We start from the raw sequence: 16,518 nt of genomic DNA, 5'->3' as shown, positions 1-16,518 counted from the left end.
CCCCTGTCGTTGCTACGCCGGCCGCCGGCCGGATCGTTCCGCCCTGCTGTCTCATACGGGGCCCGGTGCGGCGCCCAGCAGCGGGGCCGGCTTGCCCGGGTAGTCGGCGGGCGGGTTCAGCCGCTGGCCCGGATAGCCGCCCAGCTCGTACTTGAGGAGCTTCTTCGCCTTCTCGGGGTCCGTCTCACCCTCGCCGTACGAGGGGCAGAGGTGCGCGATCTGACAGGCGCCGCAGGCCGGCTTGCGGGAGTGGCACACCCGGCGGCCGTGGAAGATCACGCGGTGCGACAGCATCGTCCACTCGCTCTTGGGGAAGATCGCGGCGATCTCCGCCTCGATCTTCTCGGGGTCCTCCTGCTCGGTCCACTTCCAGCGACGGACCAGCCGGCCGAAGTGCGTGTCGACCGTCAGACCGGGGACACCGAAGGCATTGCCGAGGACCACGTTCGCCGTCTTGCGGCCCACGCCGGGCAGCGTCACCAGATCCTCCAGCCGGCCGGGGACCTCGCCGCCGAAGCGATCACGGAGGGCGATGGACAGGCCGATGAGGGACCGCGTCTTGGCGCGGAAGAAACCGGTGGGCCGGATCACTTCCTCCAGCTCCTCCGGCACGGCCGCGGCCATGTCCTCGGGCGTGGGGTACTTCGCGAAGAGAGCCGGCGTGGTCTGGTTGACCCGGAGATCGGTCGTCTGGGCGGACAGGACCGTGGCGACCAGCAGCTCGAACGGGTTCCGGAAATCCAGCTCGGGATGGGCGTACGGATAGAGGTCGGCCAGCTCGCGGTTTATCCGGCGGGCGCGGCGGACCATCGCCAGTCTCGATTCCGGTTTGGGGCCGGATTTGCGCGCGCCCTTGCTGTCGGCCCCGGACGCGGACGTGCCGTCGCCCTGGGACGCGGATGTGCTGTCAGCCTCGGGCTTCACCTTCGACGCTGACCCTTTTGCGGCTTTTTTCGGTTTCGCCGAAGGCTGTTCGCCCACAGCGGAATTACGCTCCGCGGACACTCTTCCAGCCCCCTTGGCCTGTGCTGTCACCGGCGAGTTGGACACCCAGCCAGCCTAAAGCCCTGCAGTGACATCCGCCCCGGCCACGGCCGATCACCACCCGAATCGGCCCCCTGGGCACGGTGGGGTACACCCGTACGTCAAACTTGTGACTGATCGCACGGTTTCGAACAAGCGGAATTCGGCACAGGGCGTAAAAGCCCAGGATGCCGAGCCACCCGAGAAGAAGCAGCACGTACGGCATCATGGGGACCACGGTCCCGGGCAGGTGGGGACCACGGTTCCCTGAGCAGGTCGACAAGGAGAGAACACGTGGACGACGTTCTGCGGCGTGCCCCGCTCTTCGCGGCGCTCGATGACGAGCAGGCAGCGGAGCTCCGCGCCTCGATGAGTGAAGCGACGCTCGCCCGCGGCGATGCGCTTTTCCACGAGGGCGACCCCGGCGACCGCCTCTACGTGGTCACGGAGGGCAAGGTCAAGCTTCACCGCACCTCCCCCGACGGCCGCGAGAACATGCTGGCCGTGCTCGGCCCCGGCGAGCTGATCGGCGAGCTGTCCCTCTTCGACCCGGGCCCGCGCACCGCCACCGCGAGCGCGCTCACCGAGGTCAAGCTCCTCGGTTTGGGCCACGGCGACCTTCAGCCCTGGCTGAACGCCCGCCCGGAAGTGGCCACGGCTCTGCTGCGCGCCGTCGCCCGACGGCTGCGCAAGACCAATGACCAGATGTCCGACCTGGTCTTCTCCGATGTCCCCGGCCGCGTGGCCCGTGCGCTCCTCGACCTGTCGCGCCGGTTCGGCGTGCAGTCGGAGGAGGGCATCCATGTCGTCCACGACCTGACCCAGGAAGAGCTGGCCCAGCTGGTCGGCGCCTCCCGCGAGACGGTCAACAAGGCGCTCGCCGACTTCGCGCAGCGCGGCTGGCTGCGGCTTGAGGCGCGTGCGGTGATCCTGCTGGACGTGGAGCGCCTCGCGAAGCGCTCGCGCTGACCGTCCGGTCGTCCGACCGACCGGACGGCCGGACGCCCCTCACCGATGACGGGCCGGCCCGAGGACCGGCCGGCCCGGTCCGGCGAGCAATGCCGGTCGGGAGAGTAATGCCGGCCCGGTGACCGATGGAGGCCCGGTGACCGATGCTGTCGCCGGGCCGGGGTGCCCGCCCGGCGTCCCGGGCACTCAGATCAGGCCGTGTTCCCTCAGGTATTCGAGCTGGGCGCGTACCGACAGCTCGGCCGCCGGCCACAGCGACCTGTCCACGCCCGCGTACACCCGAGCCACCACCTCGGACGGCGTGCGGAAGCCGTTCTCGACCGCCGTCTCGACCTGGGCGAGCCGACTGGCGCGATGGGCAAGATAGAACTCGACCGCGCCTTGGGCGTCGTCCAGTACGGGACCGTGGCCCGGCAGCACCGTATCGACACCGTCATCGACCGTGAGCGAGCGCAGTCGGCGGAGCGAGTCGAGGTAGTCGCCGAGCCGGCCGTCCGGGTGCGCGACGAGCGTCGTACCGCGGCCGAGGATCGTATCGCCGGTCAGCACCGCGCGGTCGGCGGGCAGATGGAAGCAGAGCGAGTCCGCGGTGTGGCCCGGGGTGGGCACGACGCGCATCTCGAGACCGCCGGTGGTGATGACGTTCCCGGCCGCCAGCCCCTCGTCCCCGAGGCGCAGCGCCGGGTCCAGGGCCCGGACAGGGGTGCGGGTCAGCGCGGCGAAGCGCGCCGCGCCCTCCGCGTGGTCCGGATGGCCATGGGTGAGGAGGGTCAGCGCGACCCGCTTCCCCGCCTTCTCCGCGGTGGTGATGACGGCCTTGAGGTGCATGTCGTCGAGCGGGCCCGGGTCGATGACGACCGCCAGCTCCGAGTCCGGCTCCGAGACGATCCACGTGTTGGTGCCGTCAAGGGTCATCGCGGACGCGTTCGGGGCCAGGACATTGATGGCGCGTGCGGTGGCGGGGCCGGACAGCGCCCCGCCGCGCGGCTGGCCGGGAAGAGCGGCGGCGTCGGTCATCGGGGCCCCTTCTCGACACGGCCCACGCGGCTCACGGGGTCGGCAGGGTCGACGGGGTCGGCAGGGTCGACGGGGTCGACGCGCTTGGTGAACTCGTCATGCCCCGGCCAGCTGAGCACCAGTTCCCCGCCCTCCAGCCGGGCAGTGGCCAGGACGGGCGTCAGATCGCAGCCGCCCGCGCCGGCGAGCGCCTCGGCGGCCGTCCCGTACGAACGGAGCTGACGCAGGGTCGAGACGGTCGGCGGCATCATCAGCAGCTCACCCCTGTCGTACGCCTCCGTCGCCTCGGCCGGGCTGATCCACACCGTACGGTCGGCCTCGGTCGAAGCGTTCCTGGTGCGCTGGCCGGTCGGCAGCGCGGCCACGAAGAACCAGGTGTCGTAGCGGCGCGGTTCGAACTCCGGGGTGATCCAGCGGGCCCACGCACCGAGCAGATCGCTGCGCAGCACCAGCCCGCGCCGGTCCAGGAAGTCCGCGAAGGACAGCTCGCGGTCGACGAGAGCGGCGCGGTCGGCCTCCCATTCGTCGCCTGTGGTGTCACCGACGACGGTGTCCGCGGTCTCCCCGGCGAGCAGGACCCCGGCCTCCTCGTACGTCTCCCGGACGGCGGCGCAGACGATGGCCTGCGCGGACGCCGCGTCCACGCCGAGCCGCCGCGCCCATACGTCCCGTCCCGGCCCGGCCCAGCCGACGAGCCGGTCGTCGTCCCGCGGGTCGACGCCGCCGCCGGGGTACGCGTACGCGCCGGCCGCGAAGGCCATGGAGGTCCGGCGCCGCAGCATGTGCACGGCCGGTCCGCCGGGATCGTCGCGCAGGAGCATCACGGTCGCGGCCCGCCGCGGAGTCACCGCCGTGATCTCACCGGCGGCGAGGGAACGAATCCGCTCGGGCCATTCGGGCGGGTACCACTGACCATTGGGCATGGCCGGATGCTATGCGCTGGCGCGGGGATGTTCGAGGGGCATTCGAGGGAGCATGTGGTCCAGCCCCATAGACAGAAAGACCCCGCCCGGTGCGCACACATATCCGCACCAAGCAGGATCTTCGGCGTACCACCGGCCCTCAGGCCGCTACCCTCAGGCCGCTGCGGAGGCCGCTCAGACCTCGGTCAGCTCGACCTGGATCTCGACCTCGACCGGTGCGTCCAGCGGCAGCACCGCCACGCCCACCGCGCTGCGCGCGTGCACGCCCTTGTCACCGAGGACCTGGCCGAGCAGTTCGCTGGCGCCGTTGAGGACGGCCGGCTGACCCGTGAAGTCCGTAGCCGAGGCGACAAATCCGACGACCTTCACGACGCGCGCGATGCGGTCCAGGTCGCCGGTGACCGACTTCACAGCGGCCAGCGCGTTCAGCGCACAGATACGGGCGAGCTCCTTGGCCTCCTCCGGGGTGACCTCGGCGCCGACCTTGCCGGTGACCGGAAGCTTGCCCTCCACCATCGGGAGCTGGCCCGCGGTGTAGACGTACGCACCCGACCGCACGGCCGGCTGGTACGCGGCCAGCGGCGGTACGACCTCGGGCAGGCTCAGGCCCAGCTCGGCGAGGGCAGCCTCGACTGCTCCGCTCATGCGGATTTCTCCCGCTTCAGATAAGCCACCAGCTGCTCGGGGTTGTTCGGCCCGGGAACGACCTGGACGAGCTCCCAGCCGTCCTCGCCCCAGGTGTCCAGAATCTGCTTGGTCGCGTGCACGAGAAGGGGCACGGTCGCGTATTCCCACTTGGTCATGGAGGCGACTGTAGTCGTACCGCAGGGAAGCCTCGTGCGTAGCCTGCGGCCTTACTGGTTAGGCTCGAATATGTGAGCAGGCTCCAGGTCGTCAGCGGCAAGGGCGGTACCGGTAAGACCACGGTCGCCGCCGCACTCGCGCTCGCCCTCGCGACCGAGGGCAAACGCACTCTCCTCGTCGAGGTCGAGGGCAGACAGGGCATCGCACAGCTTTTCGAGACGGAAGCCCTTCCGTACGAAGAGCGGAAGATCGCCGTCGCCTCGGGCGGCGGCGAGGTGTACGCGCTGGCCATAGACGCCGAGCGCGCCCTCCTCGACTACCTCCAGATGTTCTACAAACTCGGCAGCGCGGGCCGGGCACTCAAGAAGATCGGCGCGATCGACTTCGCGACGACGATCGCGCCCGGGGTCAGGGACGTACTGCTGACGGGCAAGGCGTGCGAGGCCGTGCGCCGACGGGACAAGCAGGGCCGGTTCGCCTACGACTACGTGGTGATGGACGCCCCGCCCACCGGCCGCATCACCCGCTTCCTGAATGTGAACGACGAGGTGGCGGGGCTGGCGAAGATCGGGCCGATACACAATCAGGCGCAGGCCGTGATGCGTGTCCTGAAGTCGCCGGAGACGGCCGTGCACCTGGTGACGCTGCTGGAGGAGATGCCGGTCCAGGAGACCGCGGACGGCATCTCCGAGCTGAGGGGCGCCGACCTGCAGGTCGGCAAGGTGATCGTGAACATGGTGCGGCCGCACCTCCTCGACGAGGCGGCCGTCCGCGCCGCGGCCGGCGACCGCCGCAAGGAGGTCGCCAAGGCGCTCGCCATGGCCGGCGTGAGCGCGCCCACGAAGCTGGTCGGGCCGCTCCTCGAACAGGCCGCGGAGCACGCCCAGCGCGTCGAGCTGGAGCGCGAGCAGCGGGCCGTCCTGGCGAAGCTGGGGCTGCCCACGTACGAACTTCCCCTGATCGGCGAGGGAATGGACCTCGCCGGTCTCTACCGGCTGGCAGGGGAGCTACGGCAACTAGGGGAGGTCTTCTCATGACCCTGAACCCGGCGGCTGCCCCGCTCGAGGTCGATCCGCTGCTCGACGACCCGGCCACCCGCATCATCGTGTGCTGCGGCTCGGGCGGGGTCGGCAAGACGACGACCGCGGCGGCTCTCGGCGTACGGGCGGCGGAGCGCGGCAGGAAGGTGGTCGTCCTCACCATCGATCCGGCCCGCCGGCTGGCCCAGTCCATGGGGATCGACTCGCTCGACAACACGCCACGGCAGGTGAAGGGCGTCGAGGGCCCCGGCGAACTGCACGCCATGATGCTCGACATGAAGCGGACCTTCGACGAGATCGTCGAGGCGCACGCGGACGGCGACCGGTCCCGCGCCATCCTGGAGAATCCCTTCTACCAGTCTCTGTCGGCCGGCTTCGCGGGCACGCAGGAGTACATGGCGATGGAGAAGCTGGGCCAGCTGCGGGCCCGCGACGAATGGGATCTGATCGTCGTCGACACGCCGCCGTCGCGATCCGCTCTGGACTTCCTGGACGCGCCGAAGCGGCTCGGGTCCTTCCTCGACGGAAAGTTCATCAGGCTGCTGATGGCCCCGGCGAAGATGGGCGGCCGGGCGGGAATGAAGTTCCTGAACGCGGGGATGTCGATGATGACGGGCACGCTCGGGAAGCTGCTCGGCGGTCAACTCCTGCGTGATGTGCAGACGTTCGTGGCGGCGATGGACACGATGTTCGGCGGGTTCCGTACCCGAGCGGATGCGACGTACCGACTGCTGCAGGCGCCGGGGACGGCCTTTCTGGTGGTCGCGGCGCCCGAGCGGGACGCGCTGCGGGAGGCGGCGTACTTCGTAGAGCGGCTGGCCGCCGAGGAGATGCCGCTGGCCGGCCTGGTCCTCAACCGGGTCCATGGCAGCGGCGCCGCCCGGCTGTCGGCCGAGCGGGCGCGGGCCGCCGCAGAAAATCTTGAAGAGGGCCGCATTGTGGATCAGGAGCGCGGGAAGGCTGATGGTCGTGGCACTGCTGCCCCGGAAGGCTCTTCTCCCGAAGCCTCCGAGGCGCATGAGGCCCCCGACGCCGTAGTTCCGCAGAGCCGCCCCACCTCGACCCTGTCCGACCCCCCACCTCCGGCTGACTCCTCGCCCCTGTCCGAGTCCTCACCCCTGCCCGGGTCGTCCACATCTGCGCCCGCGTCAGATTCCATGTCCGCGTCCGCTTCTGTCACAACTGTGGAACAGCTGACGGCGGGTCTGCTGCGTCTGCACGCCGAGCGAATGCAGGTGCTCGCGCGTGAACAGCGCACGCGGGATCGCTTCACCGCGCTGCACCCCGAAGTGGCGGTGACGGAGGTGGGCGCCCTGCCCGGCGATGTTCATGACCTCGCTGGACTCAGGGCCATCGGTGAACGCCTCGCGGCGGGTGACGCCACGGCCTGAGCCGCGAAGAGGCGGGTGGTGGGTGGCGGTACGGCAACGCGAGCTGCGGAGACAGTGGTGGCCGCAGGCGGTGGTGGCGGTGGTGGCCGCGGACAGTGGTAGCCGCGGACAGTGGTGGCCGCAGGCAGCAAGACATAGCCGCGCGCCCCGGCCGGGGCGGAGAAACGCTTCGACCTGCGCCGACGCGCTGCGCTCCCACCCCATCGCCGAGTCGCGGCCGACCTGCCGCCCGAGGGCTGACGGCCCCCGGGGCACGGCCCGAGGGCTACCCGACCGCCGCGTACGTCTCGTACGTCTCGTCGTCCTCCAAGCCCACGGGCAGAAGGCCCGCGCTGCGCTCGTATTCCGTGCGCGCGGTCTCGAGCAGCCGCCGCCACGAGGTGACGGTCGGGCGCCTGCGCAGCAGTGCGCGGCGCTCCCGCTCGGTCATTCCCCCCCACACGCCGAATTCGACGCGGTTGTCCAGCGCGTCCGCCAGGCATTCGGTCCGCACCGGGCATCCGGTGCACACCGCCTTGGCCCTGTTCTGCGCTGCACCCTGCACGAACAGTTCATCCGGATCGGTAGTGCGGCAAGCTGCCTGCGCACTCCAGTCGGTTACCCAGCCCATCCCGGCGCCGTCCTCTCCCGAATCGAGGCTCCCCCACGGCGACAGCGGCATATTCACCGCTGCCAGTTGAGGACGTTACGGAAGGTGGGCACAGCGCAACACCCCCTTCGGGCCCAATCTTGAATGGCCCGAACGGACTATGCGTACGCGGCAGATCACCCAGGGGAGTGACCCAAGGGCATAACCGACCAACCCGGCAAAGTCGGGCATTTCAGTTGAGTCACAACGGACACCGCATACCTGATGGGGCGTATTCGGACACGGTTTCCCGCGTTTCGGGTTCACGGGAAGTTCATGTCGGAGGCTTGATGCACGACCACACTGCTGTGACAGTTGAGGACAGCTTAGGCCAGAGCCTTGACGCGTGTCCGGCGATTGAGAACGTAGGCTGCCCTCATGCCAAAGAAGCGCTCGGGCGGGGGTCTGACCCGGACCCAGCAGGCCGCCAAGTTCCTCGGTGTCAGCGTGCTCGCGGGAGCGGTGCTGGCCGGAATCGCTCTGCCGGCCTTCGGCGCGCTGGGGCTCGCGGCCAAGGGGACGGTCGAGGGATTCGACGAGATCCCCGCCAACCTCAAGACGCCGCCGCTGAGTCAGCGCACCACGATCCTGGACTCCCAGGGCGGCCGCATCGCCACGGTCTACTCCCGTGACCGCACCGTCGTAGAGCTCAAGGACATCTCCCCGTACATGCAGAAGGCGATCGTCGCGATCGAGGACTCGCGCTTCTACGAGCACGGGGCGATCGACCTCAAGGGTGTGCTGCGCGCGGTCAACCGCAACGCGCAGTCGGGCGGCGTCGCCCAGGGGGCCTCGACCCTGACCCAGCAGTACGTGAAGAACGTGTTCGTCGAGGAAGCCGGCGACGACGCCGAGAAGGTCGCCCAGGCCACCCAGCAGACCCTGGGCCGCAAAATCCAGGAGCTGAAGTACGCGATCCAGGTCGAGGAGGAGCTGGGCAAGAAGAAGATCCTCGAGAACTATCTGAACATCACCTTCTTCGGGCAGCAGGCGTACGGCATCGAGGCGGCCGCGCACCGCTACTTCTCCAAGCCCGCCAAGGACCTGAAGGTGCAGGAGGCGGCGATGCTCGCGGGCATCGTCCAGTCGCCGAGCCGGTACGACCCCGTCAACGACGAGGAGGAGGCCACCAAGCGGCGCAACACCGTGCTGCAGCGGATGGCCGACGTCCGCGACATCTCCCAGTCGGAGGCCGACCGCGCCAAGGCCACGCCGATCGAGCTCAAGGTGAGCCGTCCCAAGAACGGCTGCATCACGGCCGCCAGCGGAGCCGGCTTCTTCTGTGACTACGTACGCGAGGTCTTCCTCACCGACCCGGTCTTCGGCAAGAGCCGCGAGGAGCGGGCCAAGGTCTGGAACCAGGGCGGCCTGACGATCCGTACGACACTCGACCCGCAGGCTCAGGACTCGGCGCAGGAGTCGATCAAGGACCACGTCTTCCAGAGCGACCCGGTCGCGACGGCGATGACCGTCGTCGAGCCGGGGACCGGCAAGATCCTGGCGATGGGGCAGTCGAGGCCGTACGGCTTCGGGAAGAACGAGACCCAGATCAATCTGTCCGTCGACCAGAAGATGGGCGGCGGCGCGGGCTACCAGCCGGGGTCGACCTTCAAGCCCATCGTCGCGGCGGCCGCGCTGGAGCGGGGCATTCCGGCGACGCAGTCGTTCCCGTCCCCGTACAAGATGACGTACCCGACCCCGGTGCAGACCTGCGACGGTCCCTGGGCCGACGAGAACGTCCCGGTCGAGAACGAGAACGAGACCGAGGTCGGTCCGTACGGGATGAAGGAAGCGACCGCCAAGTCGGTCAACACCTACTACGTCCAGCTGATCAGCCAGATCGGCGTCTGCCCGGTGACCGACCTGGCCGGGAAGATGGGCGTCAAGCGGGCCGACGGGAAGAAGATCCAGCAGGTCCCGTCGATCACGCTGGGCACCCAGGAGGTGTCGCCGCTCACCATGGCCTCGGCGTACGCGACCTTCGCCAGCCGTGGCACGTACTGCGCGCCGATCGCCATCGCGGCGATCACCGGCCCCGACAAGAAGCCGATGACGGTGCCGAAGTCGAAGTGCGAGCGCGCGATGTCCGAGACGACCGCCGACACCATAAACACACTGCTCAAGGGCGTGGTGGAGGACGGTACGGGTCAGGAAGCGGGCCTCGGTCCCAACCGGCCGAGCGCGGGCAAGACCGGTACGACCGACTTCCGTTACGCGGCCTGGTTCGTGGGCTACACGCCCAACATGTCGGGCGCGGTGTGGGTCGGTGACCCGCGGCACGCCAAGAAGATGGTCGACATCACCATCGGCGGCGAGTACAACGAAAAGGTCTTCGGTGGCGAGGTCCCCGGGCCGATCTGGAAGGACGCCATGTCCGGCGCGCTGGAAGGCAAGCCGGCCCCGGGCTTCAACGAGGTCAGCATCCCGGACGCGCCGAAGGGCAGGGACGGGGATCCGAACAAGCCGGGTGGCGACACCGGCCAGCCCGACGGGAAGCCCGGTGACACCGCCGGGAACGCGAACGGCGGGACCGCCGACGGCGGCCAGGGTCCGTTCCCCGGCCTGATCGGCGGCGGGACCGACGGCGGAACCGGGAACGGCGGAAACGGGAACGGCGCGAACGGCGGCGGGACCGACGGCGGCCAGGACGGCGGCGGGAACTTCCCGTAGTCCCGGTCCGCGCGATCAGCTCGCGAGAACGACGAAGGGGTGCTCCGTACGGAGCACCCCTTCGATCTTTTGGTCCTGGACCTGGTCACCTGTTTCCAAGCGACCGGCACCTGTTTCCAAGCGATCCGGCGTTTGTTTCCAAGAGGCCCGGCGTTACGTGATCAACCGGCGAGCGACTGCTTCACCAGGGCAGCGACCCGGCCGCCCTCGGCGCGGCCGGCCACCTTCGGGTTCACGATCTTCATCACGGCGCCCATGGCGCGCGGACCCTCGGCTCCGGCCGCCTTCGCCTCCCCGACGGCCTGCGCGACGATCTCGCCGAGCTCCTCGTCGGTCAGCTGCTTCGGCAGATACGCGTCGAGGAGCACGCCCTCGGCCTTCTCCCGCTCGGCCTGCTCGGCGCGGCCGCCCTGTGCGAAGGCCTCCGCCGCCTCACGGCGCTTCTTCGCCTCCTTGGCGATCACCTTCTGCACTTCGTCGTCGGAGAGCTCGCGCGCCGACGTGCCCGAGACCTCCTCCTTGGTGATCGCGGTGAGGGTCAGCCGGAGCGTGGCGGAGCGCAGCTCGTCGCGCGCCCTGATGGCCGCGGTGAGGTCTTCCTTCAGCTTGGACTTGAGGCTGGTCATGCGGCCAGTGTGGCAGGTGCCGCGCGGTGCCCGCCCGCGATTTCACACCCGTACGGTGTCTGCGACCATGGGCGCATGCGCGCACGCTACGGAGTACCCCTGGGAATCACGGCAGTCGGCGCCGCCGGCCTTGTCTATGCCGTTGGCTTCGAACCCCGCTCGTTCCGGCTGCGGAGGATCTCCGTACCGGTGCTGCCGCCCGGGATGCGTGATCTTCGTGTGCTCCAGGTCTCCGACATCCACATGGTGAGCGGACAGCGCAAGAAGCAGCGCTGGCTCCAGTCGCTGGCCGGGCTGCGCCCCGATTTCGTCGTCAACACCGGCGACAACCTCTCCGACCCGGAGGGCGTTCCCGAGGTGCTCGACGCGCTGGGCCCGCTGATGGAGTTCCCGGGCGTCTATGTCTTCGGTTCGAACGACTATTACGGCCCGAAGCTCCGCAACCCGGCCCGTTACCTCTTCGAGAAGGCCCAGGGGCGCCACGGCCTGAACGGCAACGCCCCGGCCGTCGCCGCGGTGCACAACCCCTGGGAGCCGATGCGCGACGCCTTCGACGCGGCGGGCTGGGTGAACCTCACCAACACCCGCGGCCGGCTCAAGATCGACGGCCACGAGATCGCCTTCACCGGCCTCGACGACCCCCACATCAAGCGGGACAGGTACGAGCGGGTCGCGGGCGGTCCCGAGGCCGACGCGGACCTCTCGCTCGGCGTGGTCCACGCCCCCTACCTGCGCTCCCTCGACGCCTTCACCGCCGACGGCTACCCCCTGGTCCTGGCCGGTCACACCCACGGCGGCCAGCTCTGTATCCCCTTCTACGGAGCACTGGTCACCAACTGCGACCTGGACACGGACCGCGTCAAGGGCCTCTCCACCCACAGCTCCGCCGGCCACACCTCCTACCTCCACGTCTCCGCCGGCTGCGGCACCAACCGCTACACCCCCGTCCGCTTCGCCTGCCCCCCCGAGGCCACCCTGCTGACCCTGACGTCCCGCCCCTGAGACCACGAAACCGGATTTCGTCTCCGGCCAGCGGTGGGCTAAAGTAAGCGATGTCGCCGCGACACGGGCGACATCGGGGTGTAGCGCAGCTTGGCAGCGCGCTTCGTTCGGGACGAAGAGGTCGTGGGTTCAAATCCCGCCACCCCGACAGCAAAACGCCAGGTCAGGGCCGGTTTCCTTCACAGGAAACCGGCCCTGACGGCATTCGGAGACGAATTTGCTGCCAAACCGGACATTGCGATTCTCTGGCCTGCCCCGACATTCGGCAAAGCACCGGGTCAAAACGCCTAAGGCGGGTGGGGTGCGCGGGTGTCGCGTCGCTCGGGACACCTTTCATACACGTCTCCAGACTTCTCCGTCCTTCAAGATCACACCCGGTTCACACCCAGATTCCGCATAAGTACGTGAGAAGTCTGCCCAGGTCAGGGGGTGTGCAACGCGACCGCCCACCCCCGGAACTGGGTGCCACACCCGGACTCCGGCGCCCCTGGGGACCGTACGCAAAGGCGCGGCCACCCCCCGGGGGGGTGGCCGCGCCGGTCCAGCAGCAGGCAGCTAGGCGACCGTCTCCTCCGCCGACGAGGGACGGCGAGCCACCTCAGAGGGACGGCCTCTCCGGATCACCGCGGCGGCCGGGGAGACCGTGAGCCGGAGGGCCCCGGACACGGGATCATCACAAGATCCGAACTCATGCGCTCTTGCGTACAACCGTTCACCCCCACCATCAGTCATGTCATCGCCGAACGCGGCGGCGTCACCCAGGCAAACTCCCGGTGTACGCCAGCGTTCCGCGAACCCATTGACTGGGGGCGCCCCTTCGCGGGCGCCCCCGCATGCCGCAGGAGAATCCCGCATGCGTATGCACCTTCGTACGGCCCTGGCCACCGCTGTGGCCGCCACGCTGACCGGTGGGCTGCTGGTCGCCGGTCAGGGCATGGCCACCGCCGCGCCCTCCGGGCTCCAGGGCGACTTCAACGGCGACGGCTACCGCGACCTCGCCATCAGCGCCGCGCGCGCCACCGTGAACGGAAAGGCCGAGGCGGGCGCGGTCAGCGTTTTCTACGGATCGGCCTCCGGCGCGGGCGCGGCCAGAATCCAGACGATCACCCAGGAGACCGCCGGTATCCCCGGCAGCGCCGAGAAGGGTGACGTCTTTGGCGGGCACACCGCCGTGGGTGACTTCAACGACGACGGTTACGCCGACCTCGCGATCGGTGTGGCGAGCGAGGACGTCGGCACGGACGTGGACGGTGGCACCGCCATCGTCGTCTTCGGCGCCGCGGGCGGCCTGTCCGGCGCCGCGACGGTCTCCGACCCGTCCCCTTCCAGCCACGACAAATTCGGCCGTGCCCTGGCCGCCGGCGACTTCAACGGCGACGGCAAGGACGACCTGGCCGTCGCCTCCGACATCAACAAGATTGACATCTTCAAGGGCGGCTTCACCAAGACCGGCGGAAACGGAGGCCGTTACACGGTGACCCCGGCCATCCTCGCCGTTCCGGGACCGGACATCTTCAACCTCACCGCCGGCAACGTCAACGGTGACGCCCGTACGGACCTGATCGTCGACGGGTACGAGGGCGACAGCAGCGGCGACTACTCCTGGAACGCCAACTACTACCTGCCGGGCAGCGCCTCCGGCATCACCACCACCGGCTCCCTCAAGCTGCCCGCCGGCATCATCACCGACATCGGTGACACCAACGGCGACGGCTACGGCGACATCGTCGTCGGCAACAGCTGGGACGTGTCCGCCGACAGCCCCGGCCGTTCCAAGGGCGGCGCGGTCGACGTCGTCTACGGCACGCCCAGCGGCCCCACCGGGGGCGTGTTCACCATCGACCAGAATTCCCCGGGCGTCCCCGGCAGCAACGAGACGGGTGACAGCTTCGGCCACGAGCTGTCGCTGGGCGACATCAACGGCGACGGTCTCCAGGACCTCGCCATCGGCTCGCCCGGCGAGGACATCGGCGCCGTCAAGGACGCCGGCATGGTCTCGGTGCTCTACGGCACTCCGAACGGGTTCTTCTCGGCGACCGGGCTGGCGATCGAGCAGGAGACCACGGGTGTACCCGGTAGCGGCGAGACCGGCGACGGGTTCGGCGGCGAGGTGTTCCTGTCCGACGTGACCGGCGACGGCAGGGCCGACCTCACCGTCGGCGTCCCGGGCGAGAACGCCTTCGACGGCAACGTGGTCGCGTTCCGCTCGAACGGCTCCACCATGTCCACCACCGGTATCGCATACGGCCTCACCGCCACGAAGATCTCCTCGGCGGGCCAGCCGATGCTGGGCATCAACATCTCGGGCTGATCCCCCTCCGGCGGGCGAAGCCCCGCCGGACACCCGCCCAAGCCCCGTCCGGGCCCACGAGGATCGCCCGGACGGGGCACGAGCGGGGATACAGTCCACGAGCTGCTTGAGCCGCTTGCCGAACTCCTCCTCGCCATCCGGGGTGAACCTCGCGAGCGCGACGAACGGTCACGGGCTGGCAGGATTGGTCCTTTCGCCGCGTGTCGCGCAGTGCCTGCTGAGGAACGCTAGTTCCATCTCCGCGTCGCTCAGCGGAAGGTCGAACTGCTCGCCGCAGTCGGCCTCGGCGAACACAGCGCGAAGGCCGGGCTCCGCGGCCCCTGGCTGAGGTCACGCTGGGAGCCATCTGGGAGCCAACCCGCTCCCCAACGCCCTTCGAGACCACCCGAGACCACGGCAGCCCGACGCTGTGACCAGGTCAAACGTCATCGGCGCTGGCAAGATCAGCGACCGAACCTCACTCGGGACGAAGAGGTCGTGGGTTCAAATCCCGCCACCCCGACAGTGAAGTACCAGGTCAGGGCCACCTACTCACGTGAGTAGGTGGCCCTGATTCGTTGTGCGTGACTATCTGTGTGACTATCGGTCCGGATCGGCCTTGAAGATGCCGTCCATCGCGACCGCGCCGGTCTGGATCACGGGGCGGATCTGCTTCCGGTAGACCTCCTCCGTGACGGCCGTCCCGGAGTGCCCGACCAACCGGGAGATCTCTTCGAGCGGGACACCGCTATCGGAGAACAGCGAGACGAAGCTGTGCCGCAGCTCACGCGGCGTCCACTCGGCCGCGTTCACCCCCTCTGCCTTGTCGATGGCCGCGCGGAAGGCTCGCCGCACGTTGGTGGAGTCCAGCTCCTTGCCGACAGCAGAGGGGAACACCAGGCCGTGTTCCTCCCAGTCGTCGCCAGCGGTAAGCCGGTCCCAGCCCTGGTCTTCCCACTGCTGCCAGAGCACTTCAACGCACCGGGCAGGCAGGGCGAGCGTGCGCCTGGACTTCCGGGTCTTGGTGTCCCCGCCGGAACGGACCGACCGCCACACCGCGACGTACGGCGGGATAGGCGGACTCGCGTCCGGCTCGCCCTTCAAGAAGACGTGGGTTCCACGTGAGCGCCCGCAGTTCCTCCGTGCGTGCAACGGTGAGTAGAGCCAGCACGATGTACGCGTGCATGGATGCGCCGGCCGCAACTTCGAGGACAGCCTCGGCCTGAGCGAACGTCAACGCCTTTGACGGCCGCCCTGGTTGACCCTTGTGGATGGAGCACAGTTCCACCACGTTGCGCTTGACCTTGTCGCGGGCCATGGCCCGCTTGACCGCCCGGTTCAAGCACGAATGGATGCCCTGCAAGGTGCGGGTACTGAGCGACTTGGCCTTAGCCGCGAGCCACTTATCCACGTCCTCAGCACTCAGATCGCGGAGCTTCCGAGCTCCGATCGCCGGGATCACGTGCGTGCGGCTGAGGATGGTGCAGGCATCCAAGGTGACCTTGTCCCGACCAGCCAGCCCGTACGTGCCCCAGTCGTTCACCGGGTTCTCCACCGTGTAGCCCGTGGGCGCGATGGCAAGCCCGTCCTCGTGATCCCGCAGAACCTCCTTGAGCTTGTTCTTGGCCTCAGTCTTGGTCGTGCGCCGCTGCCGCGCTTCACGATGCGCTTGCCGCTCGGGTAGTAACCCAGGCCGGCCGTCGCACCAGACGAAATGACGTGGCAGAGCCTGCTCGCCCGCCTGGTGGTGATGGTGCGGGATGTGAGGGCCTGGGCCGCTCGCGCGGCGGGTCCACCAGCAAGCTCCACCTGAGCGCGGACGGCCGAAGATCCGCGTCCCACGGCCCGGCCGGGGACGCCCTCGCAGCAGACCCGGCAGCCTCACGGCCGACAGGGCATACAGGGCATACAGCAACGGGTCTTGCCGTGAGTACCCGCGACGTCGAGGCATCCAGCACGTCATCCCGGAGAAGGCCGGCAGCCAGGCCGCCCACCCGCGCAAAGGCGCACAAGGCGGACGGCCACCCGGCTTCGGCGAAGAGCGGTACAAGGAACGCAACACCGTCGAGCGAGCCATCAACCGGCTCAAGCACGCACGAGCCGTCGCCACTCGCTATGACAAGCGCGGATACGTC

The 16,518-nt window shown here is 69.2% G+C and carries 13 protein-coding genes, 1 tRNA gene and 1 pseudogene; 7 read left to right on the top strand and 8 right to left on the bottom strand.

Translation table 11 applies throughout. The features are described from left to right. Window positions 1–51 precede the first annotated feature (51 nt). Complete coding sequence (nth, locus tag ACFVWW_RS11620; RefSeq protein WP_386877330.1) at window positions 52–1,005, bottom strand: endonuclease III; 954 nt, start codon at window positions 1,003–1,005, stop codon at window positions 52–54. Between the two features lie 312 nt (window positions 1,006–1,317). Here nth and ACFVWW_RS11615 point away from each other — a divergent pair, with 312 nt between their 5' ends. Next, a complete protein-coding gene (locus ACFVWW_RS11615; RefSeq protein WP_030353254.1) occupies window positions 1,318–1,992 on the top strand; it encodes a Crp/Fnr family transcriptional regulator in 675 nt (224 codons plus the stop codon). 186 nt (window positions 1,993–2,178) lie between these two features. On the opposite strand, the gene ACFVWW_RS11610 is transcribed toward ACFVWW_RS11615, so the two are convergent. The 4 genes from ACFVWW_RS11610 to ACFVWW_RS11595 all read right to left on the bottom strand — a co-directional run bounded on the left by ACFVWW_RS11610 (window position 2,179) and on the right by ACFVWW_RS11595 (window position 4,735). Continuing rightward, complete coding sequence (locus ACFVWW_RS11610) at window positions 2,179–3,009, bottom strand: MBL fold metallo-hydrolase (protein ID WP_384179505.1); 831 nt, start codon at window positions 3,007–3,009, stop codon at window positions 2,179–2,181. Beyond that, window positions 3,006–3,932, bottom strand: a complete 927-nt coding sequence (locus ACFVWW_RS11605) for an NUDIX hydrolase (protein WP_386877329.1) — start codon at window positions 3,930–3,932, stop codon at window positions 3,006–3,008. Before ACFVWW_RS11605 ends, ACFVWW_RS11610 begins: the two co-directional genes overlap by 4 nt. 174 nt (window positions 3,933–4,106) lie before the next feature. Beyond that, on the bottom strand, window positions 4,107–4,577 hold the full coding sequence (locus ACFVWW_RS11600) for a RidA family protein (protein ID WP_384179502.1): 471 nt from the start codon (window positions 4,575–4,577) through the stop codon (window positions 4,107–4,109). After that, window positions 4,574–4,735: a DUF4177 domain-containing protein gene (locus ACFVWW_RS11595; RefSeq protein WP_075033571.1), complete on the bottom strand. Its 162-nt coding sequence runs from the start codon at window positions 4,733–4,735 to the stop codon at window positions 4,574–4,576. Before ACFVWW_RS11595 ends, ACFVWW_RS11600 begins: the two co-directional genes overlap by 4 nt. 72 nt (window positions 4,736–4,807) lie before the next feature. Between ACFVWW_RS11595 and ACFVWW_RS11590 the strand changes: the two genes are divergently transcribed. Together ACFVWW_RS11590 and ACFVWW_RS11585 are read left to right on the top strand one after the other, a co-directional pair. After that, window positions 4,808–5,773 carry an ArsA family ATPase gene (locus tag ACFVWW_RS11590; protein WP_386877328.1) on the top strand — a complete coding sequence of 322 codons (966 nt, stop codon included), beginning with the start codon at window positions 4,808–4,810 and terminating at the stop codon, window positions 5,771–5,773. Next, window positions 5,770–7,167, top strand: coding sequence for an ArsA family ATPase (locus ACFVWW_RS11585; protein ID WP_384332534.1), 1,398 nt, complete (start codon window positions 5,770–5,772; stop codon window positions 7,165–7,167). The genes ACFVWW_RS11590 and ACFVWW_RS11585 overlap by 4 nt, the downstream gene beginning before the upstream one ends. Before the next feature lie 265 nt (window positions 7,168–7,432). Here the strand turns inward: ACFVWW_RS11585 and ACFVWW_RS11580 are convergent, their stop codons facing one another. Then, entirely contained in the window at window positions 7,433–7,777 is a 345-nt protein-coding gene (locus ACFVWW_RS11580; protein ID WP_030353248.1) for a WhiB family transcriptional regulator, read from the bottom strand. 396 nt (window positions 7,778–8,173) lie between these two features. Between ACFVWW_RS11580 and ACFVWW_RS11575 the strand changes: the two genes are divergently transcribed. Next, complete coding sequence (locus tag ACFVWW_RS11575) at window positions 8,174–10,465, top strand: transglycosylase domain-containing protein (protein WP_386877327.1); 2,292 nt, start codon at window positions 8,174–8,176, stop codon at window positions 10,463–10,465. 161 nt (window positions 10,466–10,626) lie between these two features. On the opposite strand, the gene ACFVWW_RS11570 is transcribed toward ACFVWW_RS11575, so the two are convergent. Beyond that, a complete protein-coding gene (locus tag ACFVWW_RS11570; RefSeq protein ID WP_384179494.1) occupies window positions 10,627–11,091 on the bottom strand; it encodes a GatB/YqeY domain-containing protein in 465 nt (154 codons plus the stop codon). A 75-nt stretch (window positions 11,092–11,166) separates the two neighbouring features. On the opposite strand from ACFVWW_RS11570, the gene ACFVWW_RS11565 reads away from it, so the two are divergent. From ACFVWW_RS11565 to ACFVWW_RS11555, 3 genes are all read left to right on the top strand, one after another. After that, window positions 11,167–12,093, top strand: a complete 927-nt coding sequence (locus ACFVWW_RS11565) for a metallophosphoesterase (RefSeq protein WP_386877326.1) — start codon at window positions 11,167–11,169, stop codon at window positions 12,091–12,093. Between the two features lie 74 nt (window positions 12,094–12,167). Then, window positions 12,168–12,241, top strand: a tRNA-Pro gene (locus ACFVWW_RS11560). A 705-nt stretch (window positions 12,242–12,946) separates the two neighbouring features. Beyond that, on the top strand, window positions 12,947–14,404 hold the full coding sequence (locus ACFVWW_RS11555; RefSeq protein WP_386877325.1) for an FG-GAP-like repeat-containing protein: 1,458 nt from the start codon (window positions 12,947–12,949) through the stop codon (window positions 14,402–14,404). Between the two features lie 579 nt (window positions 14,405–14,983). Here ACFVWW_RS11555 and xerC read toward each other — a convergent pair. Then, a pseudogene (xerC, locus tag ACFVWW_RS11550) lies at window positions 14,984–16,135 on the bottom strand (tyrosine recombinase XerC). Between the last annotated feature and the right edge of the window lie 383 nt (window positions 16,136–16,518).

Origin of the sequence: Streptomyces sp. NPDC058198 (assembly GCF_042882605.1) — a bacterium.
Classification (GTDB): Bacteria; Actinomycetota; Actinomycetes; order Streptomycetales; family Streptomycetaceae; genus Streptomyces.
Note: the sequence above shows the minus strand (reverse complement) of the source record. Positions and strands in the feature narration are given on the sequence as shown.

Bases quoted from the DNA above. Each gene is read 5' to 3' on its own strand.
- ACFVWW_RS11610 (WP_384179505.1), bottom strand. From the start codon at position 3,009: ATGACCGACGCCGCCGCTCTTCCCGGCCAGCCGCGCGGCGGGGCGCTG.
- ACFVWW_RS11580 (WP_030353248.1), bottom strand. From the start codon at position 7,777: ATGGGCTGGGTAACCGACTGGAGTGCGCAGGCAGCTTGCCGCACTACC.
- ACFVWW_RS11585 (WP_384332534.1), top strand. From the start codon at position 5,770: ATGACCCTGAACCCGGCGGCTGCCCCGCTCGAGGTCGATCCGCTGCTC.
- ACFVWW_RS11565 (WP_386877326.1), top strand. From the start codon at position 11,167: ATGCGCGCACGCTACGGAGTACCCCTGGGAATCACGGCAGTCGGCGCC.
- ACFVWW_RS11595 (WP_075033571.1), bottom strand. From the start codon at position 4,735: ATGACCAAGTGGGAATACGCGACCGTGCCCCTTCTCGTGCACGCGACC.
- ACFVWW_RS11600 (WP_384179502.1), bottom strand. From the start codon at position 4,577: ATGAGCGGAGCAGTCGAGGCTGCCCTCGCCGAGCTGGGCCTGAGCCTG.
- ACFVWW_RS11555 (WP_386877325.1), top strand. From the start codon at position 12,947: ATGCGTATGCACCTTCGTACGGCCCTGGCCACCGCTGTGGCCGCCACG.
- ACFVWW_RS11575 (WP_386877327.1), top strand. From the start codon at position 8,174: ATGCCAAAGAAGCGCTCGGGCGGGGGTCTGACCCGGACCCAGCAGGCC.
- ACFVWW_RS11605 (WP_386877329.1), bottom strand. From the start codon at position 3,932: ATGCCCAATGGTCAGTGGTACCCGCCCGAATGGCCCGAGCGGATTCGT.
- ACFVWW_RS11570 (WP_384179494.1), bottom strand. From the start codon at position 11,091: ATGACCAGCCTCAAGTCCAAGCTGAAGGAAGACCTCACCGCGGCCATC.